The organism is Vibrio proteolyticus NBRC 13287 (genome assembly GCF_000467125.1).
Lineage (GTDB): Bacteria > Pseudomonadota > Gammaproteobacteria > Enterobacterales > Vibrionaceae > Vibrio > Vibrio proteolyticus.
Genome location: NZ_BATJ01000009.1, coordinates 130,168 through 157,123, shown reverse-complemented (window position 1 = coordinate 157,123; position 26,956 = coordinate 130,168). Strand labels below are relative to the sequence as shown.

Genomic DNA, 26,956 nt, shown 5'->3' with positions numbered 1-26,956 from the left:
ACCGCATTTATGTGTCATCCAGCCTTGCTGTAATTAGGCGAATGAAAGAAAAGAACCTCTTATGGAAAACCAGTAGTGTGGGCTTAGCCCTGCTGCTGGTTTTGCCGATCTTAGCGATCTTCTACACCGCACTGGGCGACACGGATGATATTTTCTCACATCTGATATCGACCGTGATGCCCACCTATACCTTCAACACAGTCGCTCTGGCGCTCGGGGTGATGGCGTTGAGCCTGCTCTTCGGTATCCCAAGTGCCTGGCTGATGGCGATGTGCCGCATGCCGGGTGAGCGCGTGCTGCAGTGGGCGCTGGTGTTACCTCTGGCGATGCCAGCCTATATTGTCGGTTACATCTATACCGACTGGTTTGACTTTGCCGGACCAATCCAGATCTGGCTGCGTGACATCACGGGCTGGGGGCCAGGGGAATACTGGTTCCCGGATATCCGCACTTTGCCCGGTGCTATTTCCGTGCTGGCATTGGTTTTGTACCCGTATATTTATCTGTTGTGTCGCGCCGCCTTCATGGAGCAAAACGTCTCTTTGTTGCAGTCTGCCCGTTTGCTCAAGTGCTCACCGTGGGAAAGCTTTTGCCGTATTTCCATGCCGTTGGTGCGTCCGTCCATGGCGGTGGGCTTGTCATTGGTGGCGATGGAAACCATCGGTGATTTTGGTACGGTGAATTACTTTGCGGTCAACACCCTGACCACTGCGGTTTACGATACCTGGATGGGCATGTCGAGTCTGACCGCGGCTGCCAAAATTTCCGCTATTATGCTGGTGTTTGTGATTGCTTTGCTCAGCGCTGAGCGATACAGTCGGCGACGACAGAAGCTGTTCCAGAGTCAGTTCAGCAGTCATGAAGATTTTCGTTATACGCTGCATGGCTGGCGCAAGTGGCTGGCGGTGATCTGGTGCTGGGGCATTGTCAGTGCGGCATTCATTCTGCCACTTTTGCAGTTGTGCAGTTACGCATATACCTATTTTGCCCAGAGCTGGACTGCAGAGTTTCGCCAGTACGCGCTCAACAGCTTGCAGGTCTCAACACTGGCGGCGCTGGTGGGGGTGGCCGTGGCACTGGTGGTGAATTTCTTCCACCGCCTGCAGCCACAGCGGCTTAGTCTCGCCTCGATGCGCTTTTCATCGATGGGCTACGCAGTACCGGGTACGGTGCTGGCGATTGGTATCATGGTTCCGGTACTGGCGATGGATCATCTGGTCAACGACGTGGCCAAAGCGATGCAATGGGGACGGCCGGGGTTGATCTTCTCCGGCTCGATGTTTGCTCTGGTGTTTGCCATGGTGGTGCGTTTTGCCGCCGTGGCGATTGGCAGTATCGAAAGCAGCCTGAGCAAAGTCTCTCCGTCGCTGGATATGGCGTCACGGACCATGGGCTGCAACGCCAATCAGATGTTGCGCCGGGTGCACTTACCGCTGATACGCCGTGGTGCACTGATTGCGGCATTGTTGGTGTTCATGGAATCGATGAAAGAACTCAATGCGGCGTTGCTGCTGCGCCCCTTTAACTTTGAAACGCTGGCGACATACGTTTATAACTATGCGTCGGATGAGCATCTGGAGCTGGCAGCAATGCCGGCGGTACTTCTGGTTCTGGTGGGCCTCATCCCACTGGTTGTCGTAAACCGTTCACTGGAGCAACCTCACTGATGAGCTGTGCACTGTCGATTGAAAATCTTACCTGTAAGTACGAAGAGCAAACGGTTCTGGAGGCTTTGTCGCTCGATGTTTGTCATGGCGAGATCGTGTGTCTGCTCGGCGCCAGTGGTTGTGGTAAAACCACGCTGCTGAAAGCCATTGCGGGGCTGTTACCACTCAGTGCCGGTGTGATGAAACTCAATCAGAGCGTCATTGATGACGGACAAACCTGGCTGGCACCGGAAGCGCGCAATATCGGTATGATCTTTCAGGATTATGCGCTGTTTCCCCATCTGACGGTGGCGCAGAACATTGCGTTTGGCCTCAAAGGCAACAATGCGAAAATGCAGGCGGATAAAGTGTCGGAAATGCTGGGCTTAGTCCACTTGAGTGGTTACGAAGAACGGTATCCGCATCAGTTGTCCGGCGGCCAGCAACAACGGGTGGCCATAGCCCGCTCACTGGCTTACAAACCTGATCTATTGCTGCTTGATGAACCGTTTTCCAACATCGATACCCAGGTTCGTCATGAACTGATTGCGGAAATTCGCAAAATTTTCAAACAGCAGGGGGTGACGGCGATATTCGTAACCCACAGTCGTGAAGAGGCGTTTGCCTTTGCCGATAAGATGGCGGTGATGAATCACGGCGTGATCGAACAGTACGGTACGGCTGCAGAGCTGTACTATCAACCGTCAAGCAAGTTTGTGGCTGATTTTCTCGGCGGAGGCAGCTACCTGAAAGCGACTCGTTACTCGGACACTGAATTTGAAACTGAACTCGGTTTAATTGAAGCCACAGCGCAAACTGAGATCACCCCTGGCCAGGGGTGTGAGTTGCTGCTCAGACCACAGCACATCCAGGTGGCGCGTGCAGAAGAGAGCAGTATCCGGGTCGTGGAACAACAGTTCATGGGCGATCATTGCCGCTACGTGATTGACGTGAATGGCGGGAAACTGCTCGCAACGTCCTCCCAGCCGCTGGCAGTCGGAATGCCGGTTACGGTGAAAGTCGATACCCAGGGGGTGTTGGCATTCTGAACCCAACAGCCCGGAAAAACCGGGCTGTGTGGTTTGTTTAGCGCAGAGATAAAAACGCTTTCATCTGCGCCAGCACTGACTCGGCGCTGGCCTTGTCTTCCATTTCTGCGAAGATGCGCAGTAACGGTTCCGTGCCTGAGAAGCGGGCAATAACCCAGCCGCCGCAGCGAAAATATACTTTTGCGCCATCGTCATAACTGACGCGCTCTACCTCATAACCAAACTCAGGCAATAACTTGTCGACATAAATTTTGTTGTACAGCGCCTGTTTCTGATCAGGTTTAAAGGTGCAATCGCCTTCGGCGGTATAGGCGTATCCGTAACGCTGGTAAATTTCTCCCAACAGTTCAGACAGCTTCTTCCCGGTCACCGAGATCATTTCCACCAGCAGGCTGGAGGCAAACACGCCATCTTTGCCTTTGATGTGGCCACGAATGGTGAGTCCGCCTGAACTCTCACCGCCGATCAACGCGTCATCGGCTTCCATTTGAGAGCTGATATGCTTGAAACCGACCGGAACTTCAAAGCTGCGTTCACCATGGTCGGCGGCGATTTTATCCAGCAGGTGGGTGGTGGCGATGTTGCGTACTACAGAGCCTGACCAGCCTTTGTATTCCAGTAGATAGAAATACAACAGGATCAGCACTTCATTAGGGTGAATAAAGTTGCCTTTTTCGTCAATGATACCAAGGCGGTCAGCATCCCCATCGGTGCCAATACCAATATCGTAACCCTCTGCCGCGACCAGATGTTTCAGTCGGTAGAGCGTGGCAGCGCTGGGCGATGGCATCAGGCCACCAAAATCCGGATTCTTGCCATCGTTGATCACGTCGACATCGCAACGGCCGTTGATCAGCACGGTCTGCAGGGCGTTTTTGGCCACACCGAACATCGGGTCGATCAGCACCCGCAGATTGGCGTTTTTGATCGCTTCAATGTCGATGAAGTCGATGATCGAGTCCACAAATTCGTTCATCGGATTGATCGGCACGATATGCCCTTGTGCCACGGCGTGTTCAAACTCGCTGCTGCGTACATCCCCAGCACGCAATACGGCAACCTGTTGCTCGATTTTCTGTGTGATCACCTCATCGGCGTCCCGACCTCCGTCGATAAACACCTTGATGCCGTTGTAGTCTGCCGGGTTGTGCGAAGCGGTGATGCAGGCGGAATAAGCACATTGCATCTGCTTGGCTTTGAACATCACCACCGGAGTCGGCACAAATTTATTGATGAAGCTGACGGTGATCCCGTTACCAGCCAGCACTTCAGCAAACCAGCGTCCAGCCTTGTCGGACAAAAAACGCCGGTCGTAGCCGATAACAAAGCCCCGCTCAGCGACCTGCTCCTGATGAATGATGTTGGCCAGCGCCTGCGCGACCAGGCGTACATTGTCTTTGGTGAACTCTTCGCCGATAAAGGCGCGCCAGCCACCGGTTCCAAACTGAATCATGTTGCGTCCCTCACGCAAGCGGGCGCCCCAACAGCGCCCAGTATTATTAACCGAGTACCACAACCACCTGGTTGTCACTGCCTTGAGCCTGTGGCGGAATGCGGCCCTGAATTGGCGCCCCGTTGAGAGTGATCGACTTGACGCCTTTGCTGACATGATCAGGGTTCTCGACCTGAATATGGTAAGTGGCGCCGCGCCATTGACGTGTCACTTCAAAGCCTGGCCAGTCCGATGGAATACACGGGTCGACACTCAGACCAGTGAAGCCGCTCTGTACGCCGAGAATGTAGTTAGTGACAGCGAAATACGCCCAACCAGAGGTACCGGTCAGCCATGGGTGGTTGGCACGGCCGTGATCCTGATGGTCGCGGCCCATAATGAACTGCACATAGGAGTAGGGCTCTGCGATACGTTTTTCGATGATGTCATTCTGATTGTATGGATTGAGCGCGTCATAGAACTTCATCGCTCGGTCACCGCGTCCCAGCTTGGTTTCTGCCACCCATGCCCAAGGGTTCGGATGCGAGAAAATCGCGCCATTTTCTTTCACGCCCTGGTACACGCGGGTGACAAAGCCGATGTCATCATTCGGCGTCGAGAACGATGGGGCATTAAGGTGCAGACCGTAGGGCGAGAACAGGTGTTCATCCACCGCGTCCATGGCTTGTTCGCCCCGCTCCTGAGAAGCCAGCCCGGAGAGCACGGCTAAGGTGTTGGATTCCAGATGAACTCGGCCTTCCTGTTGCTGCGCGGTGCCAATCTTGTCTCCGTTCTTGGTCAGGCCACGGATGTACCAGCCACCTTCGTCGTCCCATAAGTGGGTTTCACATGCCTCACGAACGTTGGCCGCCATCTCAGTGTAAGTGTTTACGTCTTGGTCTTTGCCTAGGAACTTCGCCAGATCAATGAATTCCTGCAACGCCCAGAAATGCAGGAATGACACCATTGAAGACTCGCCACCGCCAAGGTTGAGACAGTCGTTCCAGTCGGCGCGCAGGCCTTTGCAGATTCCGGTTTGGCCCACGTATTCAGCGGAAAAATCCAGTGCGGCTTTCATGTGCTCGTACACGCTGGCTTCGCCGCCGTCAGCGTAAGGAATCATCTGGTCAAAGAACGACGTTTCACCGGTCTCCATCACGTATTTACAAATGGTCGGGATCAGCCACAGGTGATCGTCCGAGCAGGTGTCTTTGATGCCGTGGATCTTGTCTTCATCTGACGGTGTCGGGACCACTGTCGGCGATTTGGATGGGGCCACGTCTTCTTTCTCCGGATCGAACCAGTCTGGATCAAACAGGTGTAACCCGTAACCGGCTTTCACCTGACCACGCAACAAATCCACGATACGCTTGCGTGTCATCTCCGGGTTGGCATGCGGGACGGATATCGCGTCTTGCGCGGTATCGCGGTAACCCAGCCCCGTGCGCCCACCGACTTCAATAAAAGAAGCAAACCGCGACCAAACCACACAGGTTTCTGCCTGATACAGCGTCCAGGCGTTGATCATGGTATCAAGCCCTTGGTTAGGCGACTTCACCTGAAACTTAGCGCAGCGCTCGTCCCAGTGAGCTTTGATCGCCGCAAATGCGGCATCGATGTTCGCAACGTCTTGGTAATGTTCACGCAGACGCTCGCCGTTGCCTTTTCCTATTCCCAGAATGTAAGCAAAACGGATCTCTTCACCCGGCTGGAGAGTGAATTGCTTGTGCAATGAGCCACAATGGTTGTAGCAGGTTTGGGCGCTGTTGGAACAGCGGCCTTGTTCCACCGCCAGTGGGTTGGCTTCGTCGCGGTACAGACCGAGGAAGCGGTCGCGCTGACCGTCATACGAATCCGGATCAAACGTCGACGCCAGATAGTAAAAGCCCTCAAAATCGTCGGTGTTGTAATAGAGGTCGTATTCGATCAATCCCGGGCGGTACGCGGTGCCGGCGGAGTACAGTGACATCTGATGATTCTGGTTGTCGGACTGAATGTGGCTGAACGAAAACTCCACAAACGAAAACGCACTGATGGTGCGCACCTGATCAGAGGTGTTTTTAATCACGACGTCCCAGATTTCCGCGTCTTCGCCTTTGGGTACAAACAGGGTTTTACGGGCATGAATGCCGTTGTAGTCGCACTGGAATTTGGAGTATGAGAGGCCGTGACGTATCTGATACTGCGCCTCGTCGAGACTTTTGGCGACCGGTTGCCAGGAGATCGACCAGTAATCGCCACTGTCATCATCACGCAGATACACATAGTGTCCGGGACGGTCAAAGGTGGCGTTTGGGCGGAATTTGGTTACCCGGTTGTATTCCGGTGAGTTATAGAACGAATAACCGCCTGCGTTGTGAGAGATCACGGTACAGAATTTTTCGGTGCCCAGATAGTTGGTCCAGGGTGCCGGAACATCCGGGCGGGTAATGACGTATTCACGATTGTCATTATCGAAATAGCCGTATTTCATTGTATTTTCCTTTTGCCTGAGCCGCCTGATGGCGGCTGCTCAATGCGAGTAAAACGGGTGAGTGTACGCACTCGAAGCGATGTCGTTACTTCCACGGAGTTCGGTAGCCGATGCTTTGCTTGTCCAGCAATGGAAGATGGCCTTTAAGCCGCGACAGATAGTCTTGCCAGTCGCGCTGGGGTTTGTCGGTCCAGCAGGCTTCGGCCAGTGCGGTCAGACGCGGAAACAACATGTAATCCATGCGTGGCTGGTCGATAACCAATTCACACCACAGTGCACACTGAATGCCCAGGATACGTTTGCGGAGCGGATCGCTGTCCGGGATGTCTGCCAGCGGTTCATACTGATAGGCGGTTTGCAGTGGGATGACCGCTGCCCAGTCAACCCCGGGCTCTTCCGGTGCGTAATCCTGTGCCATATCCAGGTAGGTCGATTGACCGGGTTGCAGAATGACGTCAAACCCTTGTTTGGCGCAGTTCAACGCGGCATCTTCGCTCAGCCATGAATAAATCACGGTGTCCTTGCTGACTTTGTCGCCGTGCTGTGCTTCTTCCCAGCCCACCATGCGTTTGCCAAGCGATTTGAGCTTCTGCTCGGCATAGCGCAGCAAATGGCCCTGTAGCTCTTTGGCATCGCGGTAGCCGTGTTGCTCCATCAGTGCCTGACATTTCGGACTGTCTACCCAGACCCCGTTTGGCACTTCATCTGCGCCAATGTGTACCCAGGGGGATGGGAACAACTGCGCGACTTCTTCCAGTACCTGGTCGAGAAACTGATAGGTGCCGGGCAGGGCAGGGTTGAGCACGTTGTCGTTGTAATGCTGTATGCTGCGGTATTGACTGCGGTCCGCCTCATCTACCAGCAGCTCAGGCAGGGCTTTGATTGCGGCGCGGCAGTGACCAGGGACATCAATTTCAGGGATCACGGTGATTCCGCGCTCGGCGGCGTACGCGACCACCTGACGGATCTCATCCTGGCTGTAAAACCCGCCGACTCGTTGGGTCAACTGGTTGAACTGAGGCTGCAGAACCTCGTTCTGACCCCGCCAGGCGCCGAGCCTGGTCAGCTCTGGAAACGCTGTGATCTCGAGGCGCCAACCTTCATCGTCGGTCAGATGCCAGTGAAAAGTGTTGAACTTGTAGTGAGCCAGTTGATTGATGAGACGTTTGACCCGCTGCGTCGGTGCAAAATGACGTGCGCAGTCCAGCATCATGCCGCGGTAGCGAAAGCGTGGTGTGTCTTTGATTTTGACGTACGGCACTCTGGTGCAGTCCGGCTGGGTTTGCACCAGTTGCAACAAGGTGGCACTGGCATGAACAAAGCCACTGGCAGAGCCAGCTTCGAGCAGAATGCCCGTCGAGCCGACCGTCAACTGATATTCCGCTTCGTCCAGCGTCGGATTGGTGCGATATACCAGGTCGCCTTTACCGATGGGACTGAGCGACAGATCATGTAAACGGGTGAGTTCCTCTTGTAACCAGACTGCGGCGTTTTCCGCTAAGCGAGACTGAACCGTGATTTGGCTGTTGCTGGCGAGGGGATAATAGCCTTCAAATTGCTCAACGTTGTTCGGCCTTGGCAGCAGCGCCAATGTGGCGGTGTCTGTTTCTGGTATCTGGCTGCGCTCCCGGTAGGGAGTGGCCAGTGCGAGCGGGGTGACCGTCACCGGATAGTGCTGATCGCCCACACACAGCAACGCATCTTTCAGCCCATCGGTGTAAAAACGCAGCGGAGCGGTGTTGATACTGAATTCGCAGTAAAAGTGCTGGTTGGCGGGCAAAGTTTGGACAGCGGGTGTCAGCGTGCAGAAGCTGCCGATCTGTTCGATACTGCCCGGCGCGACGCTATCGGGCAGAATGAAGCGATCCACAATAAATTGCAGCGTCCAGTGATGCAGGTCCTGATCACTGAGATTGTGCAGGGTCAGACCAAAACGGCAGTACTGTTTGTGCTCTGACAGCACTGCCAGGTCCACTCGATAATTCATACGTAACGTCCTAATAGAGGTTATGCTCGGGTTTACCGGCCATCATCAGTGCGCCTTCAATTGCGTCGGCTTGTGGCGCGACAATCCATTGCTGAACGGGCGGCGACAGCCAGGCCAGAATCCGTTCAGCGATGCTGCCCATCAGGCAAATGCGCACGGCCCCTTTGCGGTTGAGAGCCATGAGATACATTTCAATGTCGGCGGCGGTTTGTTTGAGCATATCGATAGCCAGCTCATCGCTTTGGCCTGCGTATTGAAAAATGGCTGGGGAAAACTGACCGTAATCACGTGGCAGAGCGGCTTTCGACCACTCAACGATTTGATCGATGTCCTGATCAAACTGCGCCATGACGTGATCGCACAATGGTGTTTTGGGCCGGATACCGTCTTCTGCCAACAACACTTGCTGGATAAGCCGGAGTCCCATGACGGCCCCGCCGCCCTGATCGGAAATGGGAAACTCCCGCCCTCCGACCACGGTCTGCTCACCGTTGTGTAACAGGATGCCGCACGAACCGGTGCCGGCGATCATGATGGCCCCGCTGTCACCTTTGTGTGCGCCCAGGCAAGCCCCGTACGCGTCGGTGTTGAGTGTCAGGCTGGCAAACGGGTGAGAAGCGGCCATCAGAGCATGCCAGGATGCCCGGTGTTCGGCGCCCGCCAGTGCCAGGCCAACGTGCATTGCAGGAAAATCGCTTGGTGTAAGGCCACCTTGGCGCGCCGCCTGAGTGATGGCCTGCGTGATCGATGTCATGGCAACGTCCACGCCGAGCATGATGTTGGCGCTACCGCTTTTGGCTTCGCCGATCAGGTGGCCGGCCGCATCGCGGATACGTGCACGGCACGAGGTGCCTCCACCATCGATCCCAACCCAGTATGTTGTCATGCTTGTTGCTCCTGTTGTGGTGTGTTTAGGTCAACTAATTGGCTGATGATTGCCAGCAGGTACCAAGCGCCATGCGGAATCCATTGCTCGCCCCAGCGCCAGTTCTGCAGCAGGTCATCTTTTTGTCCCGGCGGATTGAAGGCAATGTCCTGTTCATCGTCAAACCCGGCGGTGATGCCGTTGCAGAGCCCACCTTTGGCGTTATAAAAACCATACGCGGGCAGATAGTCAGGATTATTACGTCCGTGTCCGTCGAGCATGCACATGTCATACGGGTTCAGACCGACAATCCAGTTGAGCGCGTTGTGCGCCAGTGAACGCATCTGCTGGTCGAGTGGGGCCGCCAGAAAAGGTTGAGCGCGCAGCGCCATGACTGCGAGCGAGGCGAGGCGGGCGTTTTCTCCCTGCCACCAATAACCGCTTTCGTTGCGATGCGCGACAAAGAAGGCGCTGCGTTTGTCGCCGTCCACCGGTTTCACATACTGACGCGGATAGCCAAACGGGTTGTTTACTTCCTCGCTGATGGTGTGCTCAAACTGACAGGCCTGTTGAACGGTTTGCCGGATTGGCTGTTGATATTGACGGTCGTCCTCGATAGCAAGGTATTCACACAGCGCCAATACCGGAAGGCCCGCTTCTGCCGCGTGAAAGTAAGGGCGACTGCCATCGTGATTGGCGGACCAGAAGTGGTGGAAACGTGCGTCACTGAGCTGACGCGCGGCTAATCGCTGTGCCCACTCGCGGCTCTGTGCGAGGTAACGGTGGTCTGAGGTGGTGCGGTAAAGCTCGACTGCGGCAAGCAACGCACAGTATTCATCAATGATGTTTTCCGTACCGTCGTTGAGGTAGTCAAGGTTGTGCTCTTTGAGGTGCCAGTAGCCGCGCTCGGCCCGTTCAAGGTAGTCTGTCTGACGGTATTCGCTATGGGTATCAAGACGTGCCGCAGCCGCCAGTGCCGCCACTGCCACACCGCCGCCCTGACGGAAACCGGCCTGAAAATCGTCTGATTTATGCCCAAGCTGAGTCGCGTAGGCACAGATCTCGCGCTGTTCGATGTCTTTGCTCCACTTGTCAAAAACCGTCATGTAGAAAAAGCCGTTCGGATTTTGCATTCGCACCAGAAAGTCGGCACCAAACAGCGCTTCGTCGATCAGCCGAGTGCGAGAGAAGGGAGCGACATCGACTTGTCCGTTCAGCAGTTCCAGCCCTTTAAGCATGTTCCACACCACCATTGGGATCTGCTGAGGGTTGAGGTAGTTGGCGTACGACAAGTGACTTAAATATTTGCTGACATCGCCGGAAGCGTCGTACCAACCACCGTGCACATCGACAGTGGATGATGTGCCCAGCAGCGGTACTTGCTTATCCTGGGCATCAAAAATGCCGCTACAGCGCTGTGACTTAAAGTAGTGTAAGACGTCGGAGAACGTTTGTTGCATCAGTAACGCGTGACCAATTTCAAATACGGCAGAACGGCTCTCTCCTACGCGCAGGTAATACTGTCCCGGTGCCGTTATGCCGGAGAAATCAATCTGATAGAAATTGCCCTGATGCCAGTTGTCTACACTGCCGGTCGCGTGCAACGGACACTGCTGCACCGTTTGATGCGTGTGGGCATCAAGCAAAACTGCAGTCGTTTCAGGCAGGCTGGCCTGCCGAGTCATCAGAATGGCCTGTTTCGGGCCGTGCATTTCGTAACCAATGTGGTTGGTCAAAAGCTGCATGCAAAATCTCCGCTAATCTGGGTTATCGCGGCGGCCAGGTGACCCCGGTCCGCTGGAGCTTAGTTTTCGTATAAATAACAACGCACAAAGTGGTTGTCGGACAATTGCGTGACCGCAGGCAGTTTTTCGCGACACTTATCGCTGACGTGCAGGCAGCGCCCGGCAAATGGACAACCGACCGAGTCGGGGGTCCAGAGCGGGATTTCACCTTTGTTGCCTTTGAGCTTTTCGTGGATCGATTTGCTCGGATCCGGCACCGCAGACACCAACAACTGGGTGTAAGGGTGCTGCGGCGCATGGATGATCTCTTCCGTGTCTCCCCATTCGACCATATGGCCGACGTACATCACCGCCAGATCTTCGGCAATGTAGCGCGCGGTGGCGATGTCATGAGTGATGTAAAGCAGCGACATCTGCTTTTCAAATTTCATCTCTTCCATCAGGTTGAGCACCCCGGCCCGGATCGATACGTCCAGCATTGACGTGGGTTCATCGGCCAACACGACTTCTGCGCCGACGGCGATGTTGCGCGCAAGATTAACCCGCTGACGTTGTCCGCCGGACAGCTGGTGCGGGTATTTGGCGGCGGTTTCTTTGGGTGGGATCAGGCCAACTTGTTCCAGCAAATCATGCACCCGCTCCTCGAGCTCTTTTTTGTTGCCTGGCTTGATCTTTTTGTGGATCAGTAATGGGCGGGCGATGTGGTGGAAAATATTGTGCGTGGGGTTCAGCGAGCCAAACGGATCCTGCCACACCATTTGCACTCCTTCGCGGTAGTGCATCAGATCGGCCTTGGCACTGATGGTTTGGATGTCACGCCCTCGGTACTCAATCGCGCCTGAGGTCGGGGCATACATTTTGGCGATCATCTTAGCAGTGGTGGATTTGCCCGAACCGGACTCACCTACCACGGACAAGCCGCGGCTTTTGTACATTTTGAATGACACGTCGTTGATCGCCCGCATCATAGGTTGTTTGAGGGCGTTGCTGTTGATGGGAAAATCTTTCACTAAGTTTTTCCCTTCGATCAGTAACTCACCAAATTCATTGCTCATAATTGTCTCCGGAAATCGTAATACGGCTGCTGGTGGTGGTTGATCTAGAGTTTCGTATGAGCAATTGGCTCACCGTACAGGTGGCAATTGGAGAAACGGCTAGGCTCAATCTGACGCAGTGTAGTCGGCACACGCGTACAGGCTTCATGCACCCGATCGCAACGGGCCTGAAAGCGACAACCTTGTGGAATATCCAGCAGGTTCAATGGGTTACCCGGAATACCGGTCAGTTTGGTTTTCGGCCCCGTCAACGGCGGGAACGAGCTACCCAGTCCTTTGGTGTAAGGGTGATACGGGCTTTCCAGAATTTGTTTGGATGGTGCGATTTCGATCAGTTCACCGGAGTACATGATGCCAATGCGATCGGAGAACTCGACCATCAGTGACAGATCGTGGGTGATGAATAGGATCGAGAAGCCGAACTCTTCTTTGAGCGCATAGATCTTTTGCAGGATTTCACGTTGGACCACCACATCAAGGGCGGTGGTCGGTTCATCCATGATGATCATTTTCGGATTGAGTGCCAGGGCGATCGCGATCACCAGACGCTGGCGCATTCCGCCGGAAAACTGGTGCGGGTAGTCGGTCAGGCGGCTTGGGTGGATATCGACGATTTCCAGCAGGCCTTCCGCCCGGCGTCTGGCTTGTTCTCGGGTCATGTCGGTATGGCGCATGATCACATCGCAGAACTGCTCTTCCATCGTCAGTACCGGGTTGAGCGCGTTCATTGCACTTTGAAAGACCATCGACATTTCGCTCCAACGAAACGATTGCATGCGCTGATCGCTGTATTGCAGGATGTCTTCGCCGTTGAAGATCACCTGACCGCCGGTAATGAATGCGGGTGGCTTGTGCAGGCGCATCAGGGAAAAGGCGACGGTCGATTTTCCGCAGCCGGACTCGCCAGCCAGGCCAAACACTTCACCCGGTGCGAGGTCAAAGCTGACGTTATTGCAAGCGCGTACGTCCCCCGCATCGGTAATGTAGTCCACGCAAAGGTTGCGGATTGATATCAGTGGTGCAGTCATCGTTATTTGTCTCCGCTCCAAAGTGCATTTTGTGGGGGTAATTCAGGTTCACGTTGCTGATGATCTTGCTTGGCCAGTTTTTTCCAGCGCTTCATGCCTTTATGTGAACGCAGTTGCGGGTTGGCGATTTCGTCTACCGCGAAGTTGAGCAGTGCCAGACCTGTCACCAACAAGGTCAGTGCCATACACGGGGCCAGCAGTTCCCACCACGCGCCGATTAACATCGACGATGAGGTCTGAACGTTGTAGAGCATGATGCCCCAACTGACGGTGTTCGGGTCACCCAGGCCCAGGAAAGACAGGGTGGCTTCCATCATGATGGCGTACATCACTGAGCCGATGAAGCTGGCACCGACAATCGAAATCAGGTTGGGCAGAATCTCGACAAAGATGATGCGCCACGAGGATTCACCCAGAACTTCGGCGGCTTTGACAAACTCTTTTTCGCGCAGTGCCAGTGTCTGCGAGCGAATCACCCGCGCGCCCCAGGCCCAGGACATGCAGCCAATCACCAGAGTAATCGTCAAGGGGCCGGCTTCGCCAATAAAGGCGGCAACCACAAACAGCAATGGATACTGAGGGATCACCAGCATGATGTTCATTGCGGCGGTCAGCACATCGTCGACCCGCCCGCCAAAGTAACCAGCGGAGACGCCGATCACCGTGGCAAGAATACAGACGGTGATACCGGCGCCAAAACCGACAGCCAGAGACACGCGTGCGCCGTAGGCGACCTGAGACCACACATCACGGCCCATGCGGCTAGTGCCGAGGAGGTGATCGGCTTTTTTCGACATGCTCAGGGTGCGCCGGTCAGTGGCGAGGTTTTCGGCAACCCAGCCATCGGGTGAAGCCTGAGCGGCTTTGACCACAAAGCCCGGGTATTCGTGCGGGTTGCCGGTGCGTTTGTCCGGCGCGTGTTTGGTCAGCAGTGGCGCCGCCAGCGCGATCAACAGAAACAGCCCGATAATGATGGTTCCGGTCAGGGCCATCGGGTTACGCCAGATGAGTTTCAGAAGATCTTTCATGATTACTTGCCTCCTTTGCGCAGGCGTGGGTCGAGCACGACATACAGCATGTCGGCCACCAGGTTAAAGAACAGCATAAACAGGGTCATGATCAGCAGTTGTCCCTGCAGTACCTGATAGTCACGCGCGTTGATGGCGTTGAACAGCACCGAACCAAGGCCCGGGTAGTTAAAGATGATTTCGATGATCAATTGACCGCCAATCGCCATCCCGAGTGACATCGACAGAGCGGTGACACTAGGTAGCAGGGCATTACGCGCTGCGTAGTTGAACACCACGCGGTTTTCGCTCAGGCCTTTGCCTTTCGCCATGGTGATGTAGTCTTCGGCCAGCAGGTTGATCATGTTGTTGCGCATGTTGACCAGGAAGCCACCAATTTGCACGATGGCCGCACAGAACAAAGGCAACACGGCGTGGTACGTGACGTCTTTGATGAATGCCCAGTCTGTCCAGTCTGGCGTTGTGCCGGCGGTGTAAGCGTAGCCGGTCGGAAACCATTTCAGGCCGATGGCGAAGATAAACATGGCCAGCATGGCGATCACCACCTGAGGAACCGCTTGTAGAATTAACATCCCCGGCGTGACAAACGCATCGTATTTACTGCCGCGTTTCCAGGCGGCGAAAATACCGAGTATGGAACCAATGGAGAACGACAGCACCACCGCCGTCCCGGCCAAAAACAGTGACCAGCCGAACGCGCCGCCGAGCAGCGTATTCACAGACAGCGGATAGAATTGAATGGAAGTTCCCAGCTCCCAGCTGAGAATGTTTTGCATGTAGGCAAAATATTGCATCCAAATTGGACCATCGACGAAGCCCAGTAGTTGTTTCATCGCTTCGATGCGCTCCGGCGTCACCTGGACTGATGCGTTGGCAAACATCATGGTCACCGGATCTCCGGGCATGGCCCGCGGAATAATAAAATTCAATGTCGCTGCGACCAGCAGCGCAATGGTATAGAACGACAAACGTCTTAAAAAGTAACCCATAACTCACACCTTACTCACCCAGATAGTTTCCCTGCTTCTGGTTTCAGGTCGCTCCCAGCGAAATTCAGAGCGAACAATCCCCTGACGACGGGCGCCACTAACTTACTGCCTGTGTTGGGGATTTTTATAGGCGGCGTACGGATGCACGCCGCATAGACTGACGTCTGGTTATTTGACTGGTTTCAGATCCAGTACGTGCAGCAGACGCTCAGGGATACCAGCCCAGATGTTTGGACGGCCCTTCGGATTTTCCTCGTTCCACCAGCCGGTGAAACGGGTGGTGTTGTACTGATACATATATGCCCCAGACATCACAGGAATGGTCACCTGGTCATTCGCGATGATGTCTTGAATGCCGTGGGCGATATCCAGCTGTTTGTTCTTATCGGCTGTTTTGTAGAAACTGTTCAGCAGACCATCCAGCTTGTCGTTTTTGTAGAAGTGCATCGCGAAGCGAGGCATACCGTCACCTTGCTGCAGTGCGGAGTTGTACGCACTGTTCCAGTAAGTGTACGGGTCTGCACCGTGGAAATAGTTGGTGTACGCTACGTCATAGGTGCCTTCCAGCATCGCCTGGTTGTACACCGAGAAGTCTGGTGTACGCGCTTTGGCTTTGATGCCGACTTCAGCCAGTTGCTCCACTGCCAGTTGAACGGTGTTATTGAAGTCCGTCCAGCCGTTTGGCGACTGAATCAGTAACTCGAACGATTTGCCCGATGGTGTTTCGACAAAACCGTCACCATTGGTGTCTTTGAAGCCTGCTTGGCTAAGCAGCTTCTTCGAACCTTGTGGATCGTAGGAGTTAAATTTCTTGAACTTGGTGTGGACGGCTTCGTTCGACCAGCTTTCGAACGCGTAACCCAACCCTGATGCAAAGTCGTTCACCGTACCGCCGCCGTAGAACGCAATATCGATGATGGTCTGACGATCCAATGCCATTGAGAAAGCACGACGGAAATCTACGTTAGTCAGCGCTTCGCGTTTGGCAGGATCCGGGTCTTTAAAGTTGACCATGAAGGCCTGAGTGCCTGATGGCGGATACCAGTAGTGGTGATTCGGGCTGGCTGCTGCGTAGGTGCGGTCGATATCCGGGATGAACGACGAGGTCCAGTCCAGCTCACTGTTGACGACTTTACCCAGAAACTGGTCATTGTTGGCAATCTGAGGGACGCGCAGACAGTCGACTTCCAGGTTATCGTTGTCCCAGTAGTGTGGGTTGCGGCACTGAATGTACAGTTGCGAAGTGAAGGTGTCGATTTCTGTGAACGGGCCTGAACCGACCGGATTTTCATTGGTGAATGTGGCCGGATCTTTCACGTCTTTCCAGATGTGCTGCGGCACAACCGGTACCTTCGATATTTCGTAAGGAACATTGGAGTTGGCTTCAGTCAGGGTGAATTTCACCTGATAGTCATTCACTTTTTCTACGCTGGCGACCCAGGAGTTAATGCCGCTCTGATCCAACTCAGGTTTCTCTTTCACCAGGTTGAATGAGAACACCACGTCATCCGCGCTGAACGGTTTGCCGTCAGACCATTGTACGCCTTTACGAATATCAAACGTCACGCTTTTCAGATCGTCGGCCATCTTAAAGTTTTCCGCCAAACGGAAAACCGGGGTATTGCCGTGCATTTCATTGAACACCACCAGAGGTTCGTAAAGAAAGTCGGTTGTGGTGTGCAAGTTGGTTGCACCTAAATACGGGTTAAAGTTACGGACAAACGTCGTAAACTCTTTCGGGTGAATTGTCAGTTCACTGCGCTCCGCTGCGTTGGCGACCGAGGCAAAGCCCGTGGTTGCCGTCGCAATAATCGCGGTGGCGAGTGCTGTTTTTTTAATATTGGCAAGCATAGCTGTTCCTTACTATTTGCTTTCATTTCACTGTTGGATTCGAACGCCATCCCACGATGGCCATTCTGCAAAACCTACCTCATTGGGCGCCGACATTCCGGAGGAGAACATCAGCATGAGTGGCCTGTAGGCCTTGGCTGAGAGTAAGAAAACACCCTGACAAGAAAATTATCAATTTCCTTTCCCGTTAAAACCGTTAAAACATGGCGTTGACCCGTCGAAAACGTTAAAACAGTGCCGTTTGGTATAAAATATCACCAAATTTTGTCTTTGAACTCAGTCGCAACTCTTTGATATAGTCTTGTGGTAAGTTAGTGTTTACTTACATTGTTTTTGTCTTATATCAATGGTTTGTATTAGCTTGTCTATTAATGAGATCTCACTCACTGGCCTCAAAAGGTGTTAATTTACGTTAGGAAATTAAATCTGCCGTTCTGTTGTGATTCGCTTCGCAATATCCGGCAAAGGTTTCGAGCTGCGGTGAAATTAAGTGCGTGTTGTCGATTTTAGCGTGTCCGTAGCGCGTTGAACAACCGGATATCGAGGTGTTTATTTGTGATGAGAAATAATAGCGGCAGCAGGTTTTAGTCACAGTTTTGCTAAGGTGGATGGCGATGGTCAGGCGTCGTCTGGGACAAAGAAAGCCCGCCATGTCGGCGGGCTAGAGATTGAGGGCTTAGCTGGACAGCAGGTGCTGGAGCCGGTCACGTAAGGTTTCGATGTGGCTGCGATCCGGGCTTTGTTCCTGACAGTGCTCCAGAATGTAATCCAGTGAGCTGAGTACCGTGCGCCAGCGCGGTGTTTTCGGCAATGTTTCAATCCGCAGGTATTTGTCTAACGTCCGGGTTTGAAGGGTTGAGCGGTCCAGATACACACGCCAGAGCCCACTTTGCTCAGCAAAGGCGAATTTGTTTTCACCGGTCACTCGTTCCCAGTAATCCAGTGCACAGGTCATGGCATCGACCAGGATTTCACGCATGATTTCCTGCTTGGACAGATTCTCTCCGGAAACTTTATCGGCCAGGCGGGTGAACTCGCCACCCAGCTCTTTCAGTTGCTGTAGCTTGGCTCGGTCACCTTCAAACGCGTAGCTTGAGAGTGCTTCTATGGCGGTCTCCAGATTGTGGATCCGCGCGATGTTGACACCGCCGCCGACGTTAAAGATGTAAATGTATTTGAGGCCAGAGGCTTCCGGTAAGCGCAGAATGTCAGCCGAGACATGTTGACGGACGTCTTCCACGTAAATATCGATGGTGCCGCAGTAATGATCCTGAGCGATCTCGGTGTATTTGGGGGCCAGCAGTTCGTCACTTTGGGAGCGTTTGAGCTGTTCCTGAGTGCGTTTAAACAGCTTGGCGGCGGCGTCGTTGGCAAAACGGATCTTACCGTCTTCGCGTACGCAAATGATGGCTTCCGGCGCCGACTCAAGCTGCTCCAGCAAGCGGCCCTGTGTTTCCAGTAGGCTGGCTTCGACCATTGCCCGTTTTTTCAGCTCTTGTTGCAACAAACCGTTTTCAACCCGGCGCATTTCCGCTTTACTGGCGGTCAGGTGCGCGTCTATCCGTGCCGCCAGCTCCTGTTTATTGAACGGTTTCGACAGATAGTCGTTGGCACCGGCGTCAAAGCCGCGCAGTTTATCGTCGGCCTGATTCAGTGCCGTGAGCATGATGATGGGCAGTGCTGCGTGATCGTATTGCTCACGCAGTTTCTCACACACCTGGTAACCGCTCAGTCCTGGCATCATGATGTCGAGCAGCAACAGCGCTGGTTTTTCTTTCTCGATCAGATCCAGTGCTTCGTAACCGTCTTTGGCGCTGCGTACCCGGTAGCCTTCCAGGCGCAGAAAGCTGTCCAGCACTCGGACGTTGACCGGTTCGTCATCGGCGATCAACAGCAACGGTCCATCCGGGTTCTCCGGCAGAGTACCTGGCTCGGGCAAATCCAGCTCTGGATTGTCCGGTACTTTAAAGTGTGCGGCGCCAGCGTGGCTGACCTCCGCGATTTGTTCTGGCGAGGCCAGCGGCAGGGTAAAGCTGAACGTCGTGCCGACCATCGGCTGGCTGCTGACGTACAGAGCACCATCCATCAGTTCGATGAGCTGGCGACTGATCGACAGCCCCAGCCCTGCGCCTTGTCGGTAGCGACTGGCGTCATTGCCCGCCTGAATCAGCGGCTCGAAAATGTGTTCCAGCTGTTCGGCCGGTATGCCCTGGCCAGTGTCGACCACCTGAACGCGAACATTGTCGTCCACAATGCTGGATGAGATAACAATTTTGCCCTCGCTGGTGTACTTGATGGCATTGCCGACCAGGTTATACAACACTTGTTCCAGTCGTTGCGGGTCGGCGCTGACCCAGATATGACTGTCTTGAACCTGATTGATGATGCGTATCGACTTGTTGCCCAGCAGATGGGCTGACAACTCCAGCACCAAACGGGTAGAACTGGCCAGATCGACGGCGGTCGTGTGTATGTCCAGGCTGCCGTAACGCATTTTGTGATAGTCCAGCAAATCGTCGACCAGATTCGCCAGACGCTGACCACTGCTGATGATAATATCGAGCTGGTATTTATGATCGGCCGTGATGGGACCATTGGCTCCGGACGACAAGGCTTCGGCGATACCCACCATGCCATGCAGTGGTGTACGCAATTCATGGGATGTGGTGGCAAGGAACTCATCTTTCAGTTTGTTGGCCAACTGCAACTCATGGTTCTGCTTTTTGATCAGGTGCAGGTTGTCTTCCAGCTCGCGATTTTGCTTCTTGATCAATTGAATCTTGTCGCGGATCGAGCGCTGCATGCGTTCAAAACTGACTGCCAGCCGGCCAATTTCATCTTTGCGTTCGGTGTTGATCATGGTGACGTCCAGATCGCCGGCAGAGACTTTTTCAGCAGCCCAGGTCAGTTTGAGCAGTGGCGAAGTAATGAAATTGGACAGGTAGTGTGAGGCAACCACCACCAGCAGCAAGGCGCTCATCATCGCAACCACAAACACCGTTTCCAACTGGTTGACCCGGGCAAACGCCACTTTCTCAGGCACTTCAACCACTAATGCCCAGTTGAGCCCTTTGATTGAAATCGGCGCGTAAGCCGCGATTTCGTTTTCGCCATCGGTGTTGGTATAGGTTCCGACTGCGGACTGACCACGCAAGGCCAGATCAATCACTTCGACACTCTTATTAACTTCATCCTGCTGATACGCCAGCGTGCGGCTGATGTGGTCATCACCGACCAACAGCGTACGCATGTCGTTGTTCGGTTTGTCGGCGATCAGCTTGGTGATACCGTTACTTGGCAAACGGAACAGAGCGTAGCTGTGCAGATAGCCCTGTTGAATAATCGGGGCGCCCAGCCAGGCCACTGGCTGACCGTCACGAGCAGAGAAGTCAGAGAACACCACCGGCGTAAAATCTTCGTTATTCTTGCGCTTTTCACTCACCAGTTCTTGCAATTGGTGAAATGTCTGGCCGAGATTGTCATCCTTAAAAACACCGCTGAGCAGGTTCGTGCCGTAATAGCCATATTTGTAGATGGAATAGGTGACGTTGCCATCGCGATCGACCAGCAAAATATCATCGAAGTCTGAACGCTTGAGCAGTTCCAGATAGGCCCAGTGGTAGCGTTTGTGCAGCAGGCGATAGCGCTCGCTGCCGTTAAAGTTACTCGATTGTGGCAAAATGGAGGTCTGAACCTGATCGCCTGAGCCGGGAATGTAACGTTGCTGGGCGTGTTGACGCGCTTGCTCAATATCTATGCCCAGGTTCTGGAACGCATTGACCAAACCGTAGAAACGCCCGCCACTGGCGTACGCCAGTTCAGAGCGAACGAAGCCCATCACTTCCGATTCTTTGGCATTGAGATAATCAATGACCTGCTGTTGTTTGCTGTCCCGGACGGAGAGGAGGTGAGAGGTACTCTGCTCCTGCAGATCTTTACTGTGCGATTGGAGAAAGAACAGGGCGGTGATGGTGAGTGGCGTGATGCTCAACACCAGAAACGCCAGCATCAGGGTATTTTGCAGGCGTTTGAATCTTTGTTTACGATACAACCTGAACATATGTCACTTTTATAGGTGAGGCGAAGACGTCAGTCACGTCAAAGCTGAATGAAAAAACAGAAACCTAAAGTGACGAAACTAACGAGTTTTTTTACTTTGACAAGTAAGTCCACCTCAAAGCGTGTGCACCAACGCAGTTTTTCCTCTTCCGGGGACGAAAATGCCCGGTTTCAGGTGAGAAACCGGGCTGGAATGGTTATTTTTGTGCGTGATAAATCGCGAACTTGGTGGTCTTATTTAGCGTCTCGCAATTACCGAAAGCCTGCTCAATGAGCGGCGGATATTTGAGGAAGCTATTGGCGACAATATAGAGCTGGCCGTTTGAGGTCTGATGCTGAGGGGCATCGGCCAGCAGGGTTTCGGTCGCGCTGTAACTGGTATCCAGCCCCGCATGAAAAGGGGGGTTACTGACAATATAGCGGTAATCACGCGCCGTATCCGAATAGACGTCGGAGGCAAACACACGACCTTCCAGTTGGTTGGCTTGGAGTGTGGCCTGACTGGATGCCACGGCCAACGCACTGATGTCACACATTTCCAGTTCAATGTCCGGGTTCAGTTTGGCCATTACGGCCCCGAGGACACCGGCACCACAACCGAAATCAAGTACTTTGCCGTTCAGGGACGGTAAAGTATCCAGCAACAGCTGACTGCCAATATCAAACTCACCGTGGCTGAACACACCCGGCAGGCTACGAATGGTTAGGGAGTGCTGCTGGTATTGGACCTGATAACTTTTAAACCAGGCGTCTAGCTGAAACGCGGCAGGCATCTCCAAGCACTGACCCCAGTAAAACGAGCAGCGCCGGGCAGAATCATATTTGTTGATTGGACCATAGGGCTTGAACATTTTTTCAATGCTTTTCACGCCGCTGCGGTTTTCTCCCACCACTACGATTTCGGTTTCCGGGCCCAGTTTGGCCAGCAGCATAGCCAGCAGAAAGTCGGCCTCCGCTTTGGCTTTCGGCCAGTAGAGCAGGATCATGTCAGCTCCGGTTTCTGCGGTCAGTTCAGCACCAAAGTAGCTGTTGAGCTGTTCGTAGGCACGGATTTGGCGATAAAAACCATAGTTGGTGGTAAAGACACTGACCGACGCGCAATGCTGACGCAATTCCAGCGCAAACAAATCTTCGACTTCGCCGGCCACCAACACGTGTTTACCTTCGAAGTACGCCAGTTGTCGCTGGGCGATTTGGCTGGGGGCAATATAAGCTGACATGAATGATCCCGGAAAAAAATGACGGCAGATTCTCTCACAATCTGCCGTCGGCTTGAAGTCGTATGACTCAGCTGTTGTCCTGTTGGTCGAGGAAGTCTTTGAACTCCTCATCATAGATGTTAAACAGCACCATGGTGATGGCGAAGATCAGTGGACCGTAGATCAGGCCAATCAGCCCAAACAGATGGATGCCGCCCAGCAGAGAGAAGAAAATCAGCAAGGTGCTCATTCCGGCGCTGCCTTGCATCAAAAGCGGGCGCAGCAGGTTGTCGATTGAACCGACAATGGCAATGCTCCACACCGCCAGGAAGATAGCCCAGGTTGTGTCCCCGGTCAAAAACAGGTACGCGGTCGCCGGTATCCAGATCAACGCGGTGCCGACCACCGGAATGAACGATGCGAAGCCCATCATGGTGCCCCAGAACAATCCCGGAAAACCAGCCAGCCACATGCCGATGCCACCCGCCAGCCCTTGGGCGATGGCGGTCAGAAACGAGCCCATCACTGCAGACTTGGACACTTGTTCTATCTCATCCAGCAGTTTGTCTTCCTGGCTACGCGACAGCGGCAGGATATGACGAATGGAGCTGATGATATGCTCGCGATCACGCAGCAGAAAGAACAGCACAAACAGCATCAGGAAAAAGTTCATCAGGAAGTTAGTGGCGTCGCCGAGTATTTTGGCGCTGATCCCGACCAGATTGGTGCCGAGGGATGTGGCCAGTTGGGCGGCTTTCTGGGCAATTTCCTGAGGTTTGATGGCATCAAATGGCAGGTAATTGTTGATGACTGATAATCCTTTCACCACCCAGGGGTGTTGAAAGATCTCCTGGATTCCGCCGCCGGTGACCCAGGCGTAAAGGTTTTGTGAAAACAGCGAGCCTTGCTGCACGATGGCGGCAAACACAAACAGCAGCGGGATGACGATGATAAAGGTGAGGATCACACAGGAGATCAAAGCCGCGATGTTACGGTGATTCGGCATTCTGGCTTCCAGTCCGTTGTGGATTGGTATCATCAGCATCGAAATGATGAACGCCATTACAATCGAGTTGATATAAGGTTCTACCAGCAGGTAACAGGCGATTCCGGCGGCCACCAGGGCGACGACCAACACCCAGTGGCTGGAGGTTATTTTCACTTTTTCTGACACAGACGTTGTCCATTTATCACGCGTTATGGGAGTATAATGACGTTAAAACCTAGTGTTATCAATGGAGAAATGTTGCGATGGGCTGCTGTAGTGATGATAAAAATTGCGCTGGACAACGTAAAAAGCGTCGCCCTTTTCCTTGGTTTGGTGCCATTCTGGTTCTGCTGGCGGTGCTGGTGGTATTGAACTGGCAAGGATAATAAAAAGGCTGCATATCAATGCAGCCTTGTTGATGGGAGCTGAGTGTCAGCGATTACGCTTCCTGCGCCAGAACGGCAAAGCAGCGGTCGGCCGCTTCCAGGGTGGCGTCGATCTCTTTCGGGCCGTGCGCCAGAGAGGTGAAGCTGGCTTCAAATGCAGACGGCGCCAGATAAACCCCGTGGTCGAGCATCAGGTGGAAGAAACGTTTGAAGCGATCGATGTCACATTTGGTGACGTCTTCATAACAAGTGATGGTATCTTGATCGGTAAAGAAGAAACCGAACATGCCGCCAACCTGGTTGACCACCAAAGGAATGCCGTGTTTGTCGGCCAGCGCCTTGAAGCCTTCTGCCAGTTGTTTGGTTTTCGACGCGAGACGTTTTTCATTGCCTTCTTCTTTTAGCAGCGACAGACTGGCAAAGCCGGCGGCCATAGCAACCGGGTTGCCTGACAGCGTGCCTGCCTGATAAACCGGACCAGTCGGTGCGATGTACTGCATCACGTCTTTGCGTCCTCCAAACGCCCCGACAGGCATTCCGCCACCGATCACTTTACCCAGAGTCGTCAGATCCGGTTTGATGTCGTAGTAGGCCTGAGCGCCGCCCAGTGCGACACGGAAGCCGGTCATCACTTCATCAAAAATCAGCAGTGCGCCTTCTTCATCACAAATTTGACGCAGTCCTTGGTGGAAGCCTTCAACCGGCGGGATACAGTTCATGTTGCCGGCGACCGGTTCAACGATGATACAGGCGATTTCGTCTTGGTTGGCCTCAAACAGTGCGCGCACGGAGTCCAGATCATTAAAAGTGGCGGTCAGCGTGTACTTGGCAAAATCTGCCGGAACACCCGGTGAGCTTGGCTGACCGAGCGTCAGGGCACCCGAGCCGGCTTTCACCAGTAGGCTATCAGCGTGGCCGTGATAGCAGCCTTCGAACTTGATGATTTTATCGCGGCCGGTAAAGCCACGAGCCAGACGTATCGCACTCATGGTCGCTTCTGTACCGGAGTTCACCATACGAACCTGTTCCATGGAAGGCACCAGCTCTGATACCAGCTCTGCCATGGTGACTTCCATCTCCGTTGGTGCGCCGAAGCTCAGACCGCGTTGTGCGGCTTGAATCACGGCGTCACGGATCACGGCGTGGTTATGGCCAAGAATCATGGGGCCCCATGAACCGACGTAATCGATATACGCTTTACCATCAGCATCAAAAATCAAAGGGCCGTCGGCACGTTCGATAAAAATCGGTGAACCACCGACGCCGTTGAACGCGCGTACCGGTGAGTTGACGCCGCCAGGAATGGTTTCCTGCGCCTTCTGATACAGTTCTGCTGATTTGGTCATTGGAATATCCTCTTTTGATTGCTCGGACCAAGTTGGCGGGCATTGTAACGCTACCCGAGCGAACTAGAAACGCCTGACGCCACATTCTAATCACTTTTTGTGCGTAATCTGAGCGTGACTCAGTGTAAAGTTGCGAATTGCGCGATAGTAGTGGCGAATACTTGAACGCTAAGGTCAGGTATTGGATAATCAACTATTATCGAAATATAGAGATAGACCCGCAGATGGCCGTCAGGCCCTCGCCAGCGGGCTCTGACACGAGTGAGAGAGGTCGTCGTGAGCGAAGTAAATGTACCATTGTCCTTTTCTGATGCAGCGGCAACGCGCGTAAAAGCGCTGATTGCTGAAGAAGAGAATCCGGAACTGAAGTTACGTGTATACATTACCGGTGGTGGTTGTAGCGGCTTCCAGTACGGCTTCACCTTTGACGAAAGCGTCAATGAAGGCGATACGACTATTGTTAACAGCGGTGTGACCTTAGTGGTTGACCCGATGAGTCTGCAATACCTGATCGGGGGTGTGGTGGATTACACTGAAGGTCTGGAAGGATCGCGCTTTTTTGTCAACAACCCGAATGCAACCACAACCTGTGGCTGTGGAGCGTCGTTCAGCGTGTAAATCACAGTAGCCACTTGTTGAGTGACGGGTAGGGGACACTGCCCGGCTCTGTGTGCCTGATTGTACGCGGGGCTGAATAATTCTAAAAAAGGTACTCACATAAGGATGTTGTATGCCTGGAATCAACAACGGTGGCTATTGGTCTCAGAAACCATGGCTGGTTTCTGCTGCCTTGGTTTTTTTTCTTTGCCTGTGGCTCGGGCTCGGTTCTCTCTGGGCGCAGGATGATGTCGACACTTCAGAGCAAGTCCAAACCATTCCACTGGCAAAAGTGGTCTATCAGACCTTTCATGCCACGCCCACTCATAAAATCATCAATCTTTATGGCCGCACTGCGCCCGATCGCCAGGCGACACTGGGAGCAGAGATTGCCGGAAAAATTGTCTCACTGGCGCTGAGAAAAGGCAGCCGGGTGGAACAAGGTCAAGTGATCGCACACATCGATCCGGCGGATCTGGATATTCAGTTCAGCCGCGCGCTGGCGATGCTGAAAGTGCGCGAAAAAGAATTCAATGCCGCCCGAGCGCTGAAAAACCGTGGCTTGCAGGGGGAAGTGGCGTTTGCCACGGCTGAAGCGCAACTGGCTGAAGCGAAGGCGATGGCCAGCAATGCCCGATTGGCGCTGCGTAATACCCAGGTACGGGCACCCTTTGCCGGTATTATCGACCAATTGCTGATTGAAACTGGCGATTTTGTTGCGGTGGGCGATCCGGTGGCGACCCTCATCGATCTCGACAAAGTGGTGATCGAAGCGGACGTCAGTGAACGTCATATTCAATATTTGCAGCCCGGCCAAGCAGCTCAGATACGCTTTATCGATGGGGAAAACCTCACGGGCCGTTTGCGTTACGTGTCTCGGGTGTCATCACCGGCCACCAATACGTTTCCGATCGAAATTGAAATCGACAACCCTGAGCAGCGTATCCCGGCCGGGGTCAGTGCAGAAGTGGCGATTAGCCTCAACGATCAACTGGCGGTGAAAGTCACGCCGGCGATGCTGGCGCTCGACGAAGCGGGTAACCTTGGGGTTAAAACCTTGCAAGATAACGTGGTGCATTTTGTTCCGATTCAGTTGGTGAAAGCCGAACAGGATGGCGTCTGGCTAGCAGGTCTCGGTGAAGTAGTGGATATCATCACGGTGGGACAAGGGTTTGTTCGCGACGGTGATCAGGTTATTGCTACGCCGCAACCCCGCTCTGATCAGAGCTGAAG

Annotated in this window: 19 protein-coding genes; 5 read left to right on the top strand and 14 right to left on the bottom strand. The window is 53.8% G+C overall.

Features of this window, described 5'->3' with window-relative positions; genetic code table 11:
- Positions 1 to 41 precede the first annotated feature (41 nt).
- Both VPR01S_RS12600 and VPR01S_RS12595 read left to right on the top strand, forming a co-directional pair.
- Complete coding sequence (locus VPR01S_RS12600) at positions 42 to 1,667, top strand: ABC transporter permease (RefSeq protein WP_021705719.1); 1,626 nt, start codon at positions 42 to 44, stop codon at positions 1,665 to 1,667.
- A complete protein-coding gene (locus tag VPR01S_RS12595) occupies positions 1,667 to 2,695 on the top strand; it encodes an ABC transporter ATP-binding protein (protein WP_021705718.1) in 1,029 nt (342 codons plus the stop codon). The genes VPR01S_RS12600 and VPR01S_RS12595 overlap by 1 nt, the downstream gene beginning before the upstream one ends.
- Positions 2,696 to 2,732: 37 nt before the next feature.
- Here the strand turns inward: VPR01S_RS12595 and VPR01S_RS12590 are convergent, their stop codons facing one another.
- The 13 genes from VPR01S_RS12590 to VPR01S_RS12530 all read right to left on the bottom strand — a co-directional run bounded on the left by VPR01S_RS12590 (position 2,733) and on the right by VPR01S_RS12530 (position 23,580).
- On the bottom strand, positions 2,733 to 4,148 hold the full coding sequence (locus VPR01S_RS12590) for a phosphoglucomutase/phosphomannomutase family protein (RefSeq protein WP_040902715.1): 1,416 nt from the start codon (positions 4,146 to 4,148) through the stop codon (positions 2,733 to 2,735).
- 46 nt (positions 4,149 to 4,194) lie between these two features.
- The gene (locus VPR01S_RS12585; protein WP_021705716.1) at positions 4,195 to 6,600 is read right to left on the bottom strand and encodes a glycoside hydrolase family 94 protein; all 2,406 of its coding nucleotides are present in this window, start codon (positions 6,598 to 6,600) and stop codon (positions 4,195 to 4,197) included.
- A gap of 85 nt (positions 6,601 to 6,685) precedes the next feature.
- Positions 6,686 to 8,587, bottom strand: coding sequence for a beta-N-acetylhexosaminidase (locus tag VPR01S_RS12580; protein ID WP_021705715.1), 1,902 nt, complete (start codon positions 8,585 to 8,587; stop codon positions 6,686 to 6,688).
- 10 nt (positions 8,588 to 8,597) lie between these two features.
- Complete coding sequence (locus VPR01S_RS12575) at positions 8,598 to 9,473, bottom strand: glucosamine kinase nucleotide-binding domain-containing protein (RefSeq protein WP_021705714.1); 876 nt, start codon at positions 9,471 to 9,473, stop codon at positions 8,598 to 8,600.
- Positions 9,470 to 11,197, bottom strand: coding sequence for a glycoside hydrolase family 9 protein (locus VPR01S_RS12570; RefSeq protein WP_021705713.1), 1,728 nt, complete (start codon positions 11,195 to 11,197; stop codon positions 9,470 to 9,472). The genes VPR01S_RS12575 and VPR01S_RS12570 overlap by 4 nt, the downstream gene beginning before the upstream one ends.
- A 59-nt stretch (positions 11,198 to 11,256) precedes the next feature.
- Complete coding sequence (locus tag VPR01S_RS12565; RefSeq protein WP_021705712.1) at positions 11,257 to 12,252, bottom strand: ABC transporter ATP-binding protein; 996 nt, start codon at positions 12,250 to 12,252, stop codon at positions 11,257 to 11,259.
- A 44-nt stretch (positions 12,253 to 12,296) separates the two neighbouring features.
- Positions 12,297 to 13,280: an ABC transporter ATP-binding protein gene (locus VPR01S_RS12560; RefSeq protein ID WP_021705711.1), complete on the bottom strand. Its 984-nt coding sequence runs from the start codon at positions 13,278 to 13,280 to the stop codon at positions 12,297 to 12,299.
- Between the two features lie 2 nt (positions 13,281 to 13,282).
- Positions 13,283 to 14,308 (bottom strand): ABC transporter permease, encoded by a 1,026-nt coding sequence (locus VPR01S_RS12555; RefSeq protein WP_021705710.1) that lies wholly within the window; start codon positions 14,306 to 14,308, stop codon positions 13,283 to 13,285.
- 2 nt (positions 14,309 to 14,310) lie between these two features.
- Complete coding sequence (locus VPR01S_RS12550) at positions 14,311 to 15,297, bottom strand: ABC transporter permease (RefSeq protein WP_021705709.1); 987 nt, start codon at positions 15,295 to 15,297, stop codon at positions 14,311 to 14,313.
- A gap of 168 nt (positions 15,298 to 15,465) precedes the next feature.
- Complete coding sequence (locus VPR01S_RS12545) at positions 15,466 to 17,148, bottom strand: ABC transporter substrate-binding protein (RefSeq protein WP_021705708.1); 1,683 nt, start codon at positions 17,146 to 17,148, stop codon at positions 15,466 to 15,468.
- Between the two features lie 676 nt (positions 17,149 to 17,824).
- Entirely contained in the window at positions 17,825 to 21,208 is a 3,384-nt protein-coding gene (locus VPR01S_RS12540; RefSeq protein ID WP_021705707.1) for a hybrid sensor histidine kinase/response regulator, read from the bottom strand.
- Between the two features lie 196 nt (positions 21,209 to 21,404).
- Positions 21,405 to 22,427, bottom strand: a complete 1,023-nt coding sequence (gene rsmC, locus VPR01S_RS12535; protein ID WP_021705706.1) for a 16S rRNA (guanine(1207)-N(2))-methyltransferase RsmC — start codon at positions 22,425 to 22,427, stop codon at positions 21,405 to 21,407.
- Between the two features lie 67 nt (positions 22,428 to 22,494).
- Positions 22,495 to 23,580 (bottom strand): AI-2E family transporter, encoded by a 1,086-nt coding sequence (locus VPR01S_RS12530; protein WP_021705705.1) that lies wholly within the window; start codon positions 23,578 to 23,580, stop codon positions 22,495 to 22,497.
- Positions 23,581 to 23,657: 77 nt separating this feature from the next.
- Here VPR01S_RS12530 and VPR01S_RS23150 point away from each other — a divergent pair, with 77 nt between their 5' ends.
- Entirely contained in the window at positions 23,658 to 23,780 is a 123-nt protein-coding gene (locus VPR01S_RS23150) for a hypothetical protein (RefSeq protein WP_272924751.1), read from the top strand.
- A 53-nt stretch (positions 23,781 to 23,833) separates the two neighbouring features.
- On the opposite strand, the gene hemL is transcribed toward VPR01S_RS23150, so the two are convergent.
- Positions 23,834 to 25,126, bottom strand: coding sequence for a glutamate-1-semialdehyde 2,1-aminomutase (hemL, locus tag VPR01S_RS12525; protein WP_021705704.1), 1,293 nt, complete (start codon positions 25,124 to 25,126; stop codon positions 23,834 to 23,836).
- A gap of 276 nt (positions 25,127 to 25,402) precedes the next feature.
- On the opposite strand from hemL, the gene erpA reads away from it, so the two are divergent.
- Both erpA and VPR01S_RS12515 read left to right on the top strand, forming a co-directional pair.
- Positions 25,403 to 25,744, top strand: a complete 342-nt coding sequence (gene erpA / locus VPR01S_RS12520; protein WP_021705703.1) for an iron-sulfur cluster insertion protein ErpA — start codon at positions 25,403 to 25,405, stop codon at positions 25,742 to 25,744.
- A 112-nt stretch (positions 25,745 to 25,856) separates the two neighbouring features.
- Positions 25,857 to 26,954 carry an efflux RND transporter periplasmic adaptor subunit gene (locus tag VPR01S_RS12515; RefSeq protein WP_021705702.1) on the top strand — a complete coding sequence of 366 codons (1,098 nt, stop codon included), beginning with the start codon at positions 25,857 to 25,859 and terminating at the stop codon, positions 26,952 to 26,954.
- Positions 26,955 to 26,956: the final 2 nt, after the last annotated feature.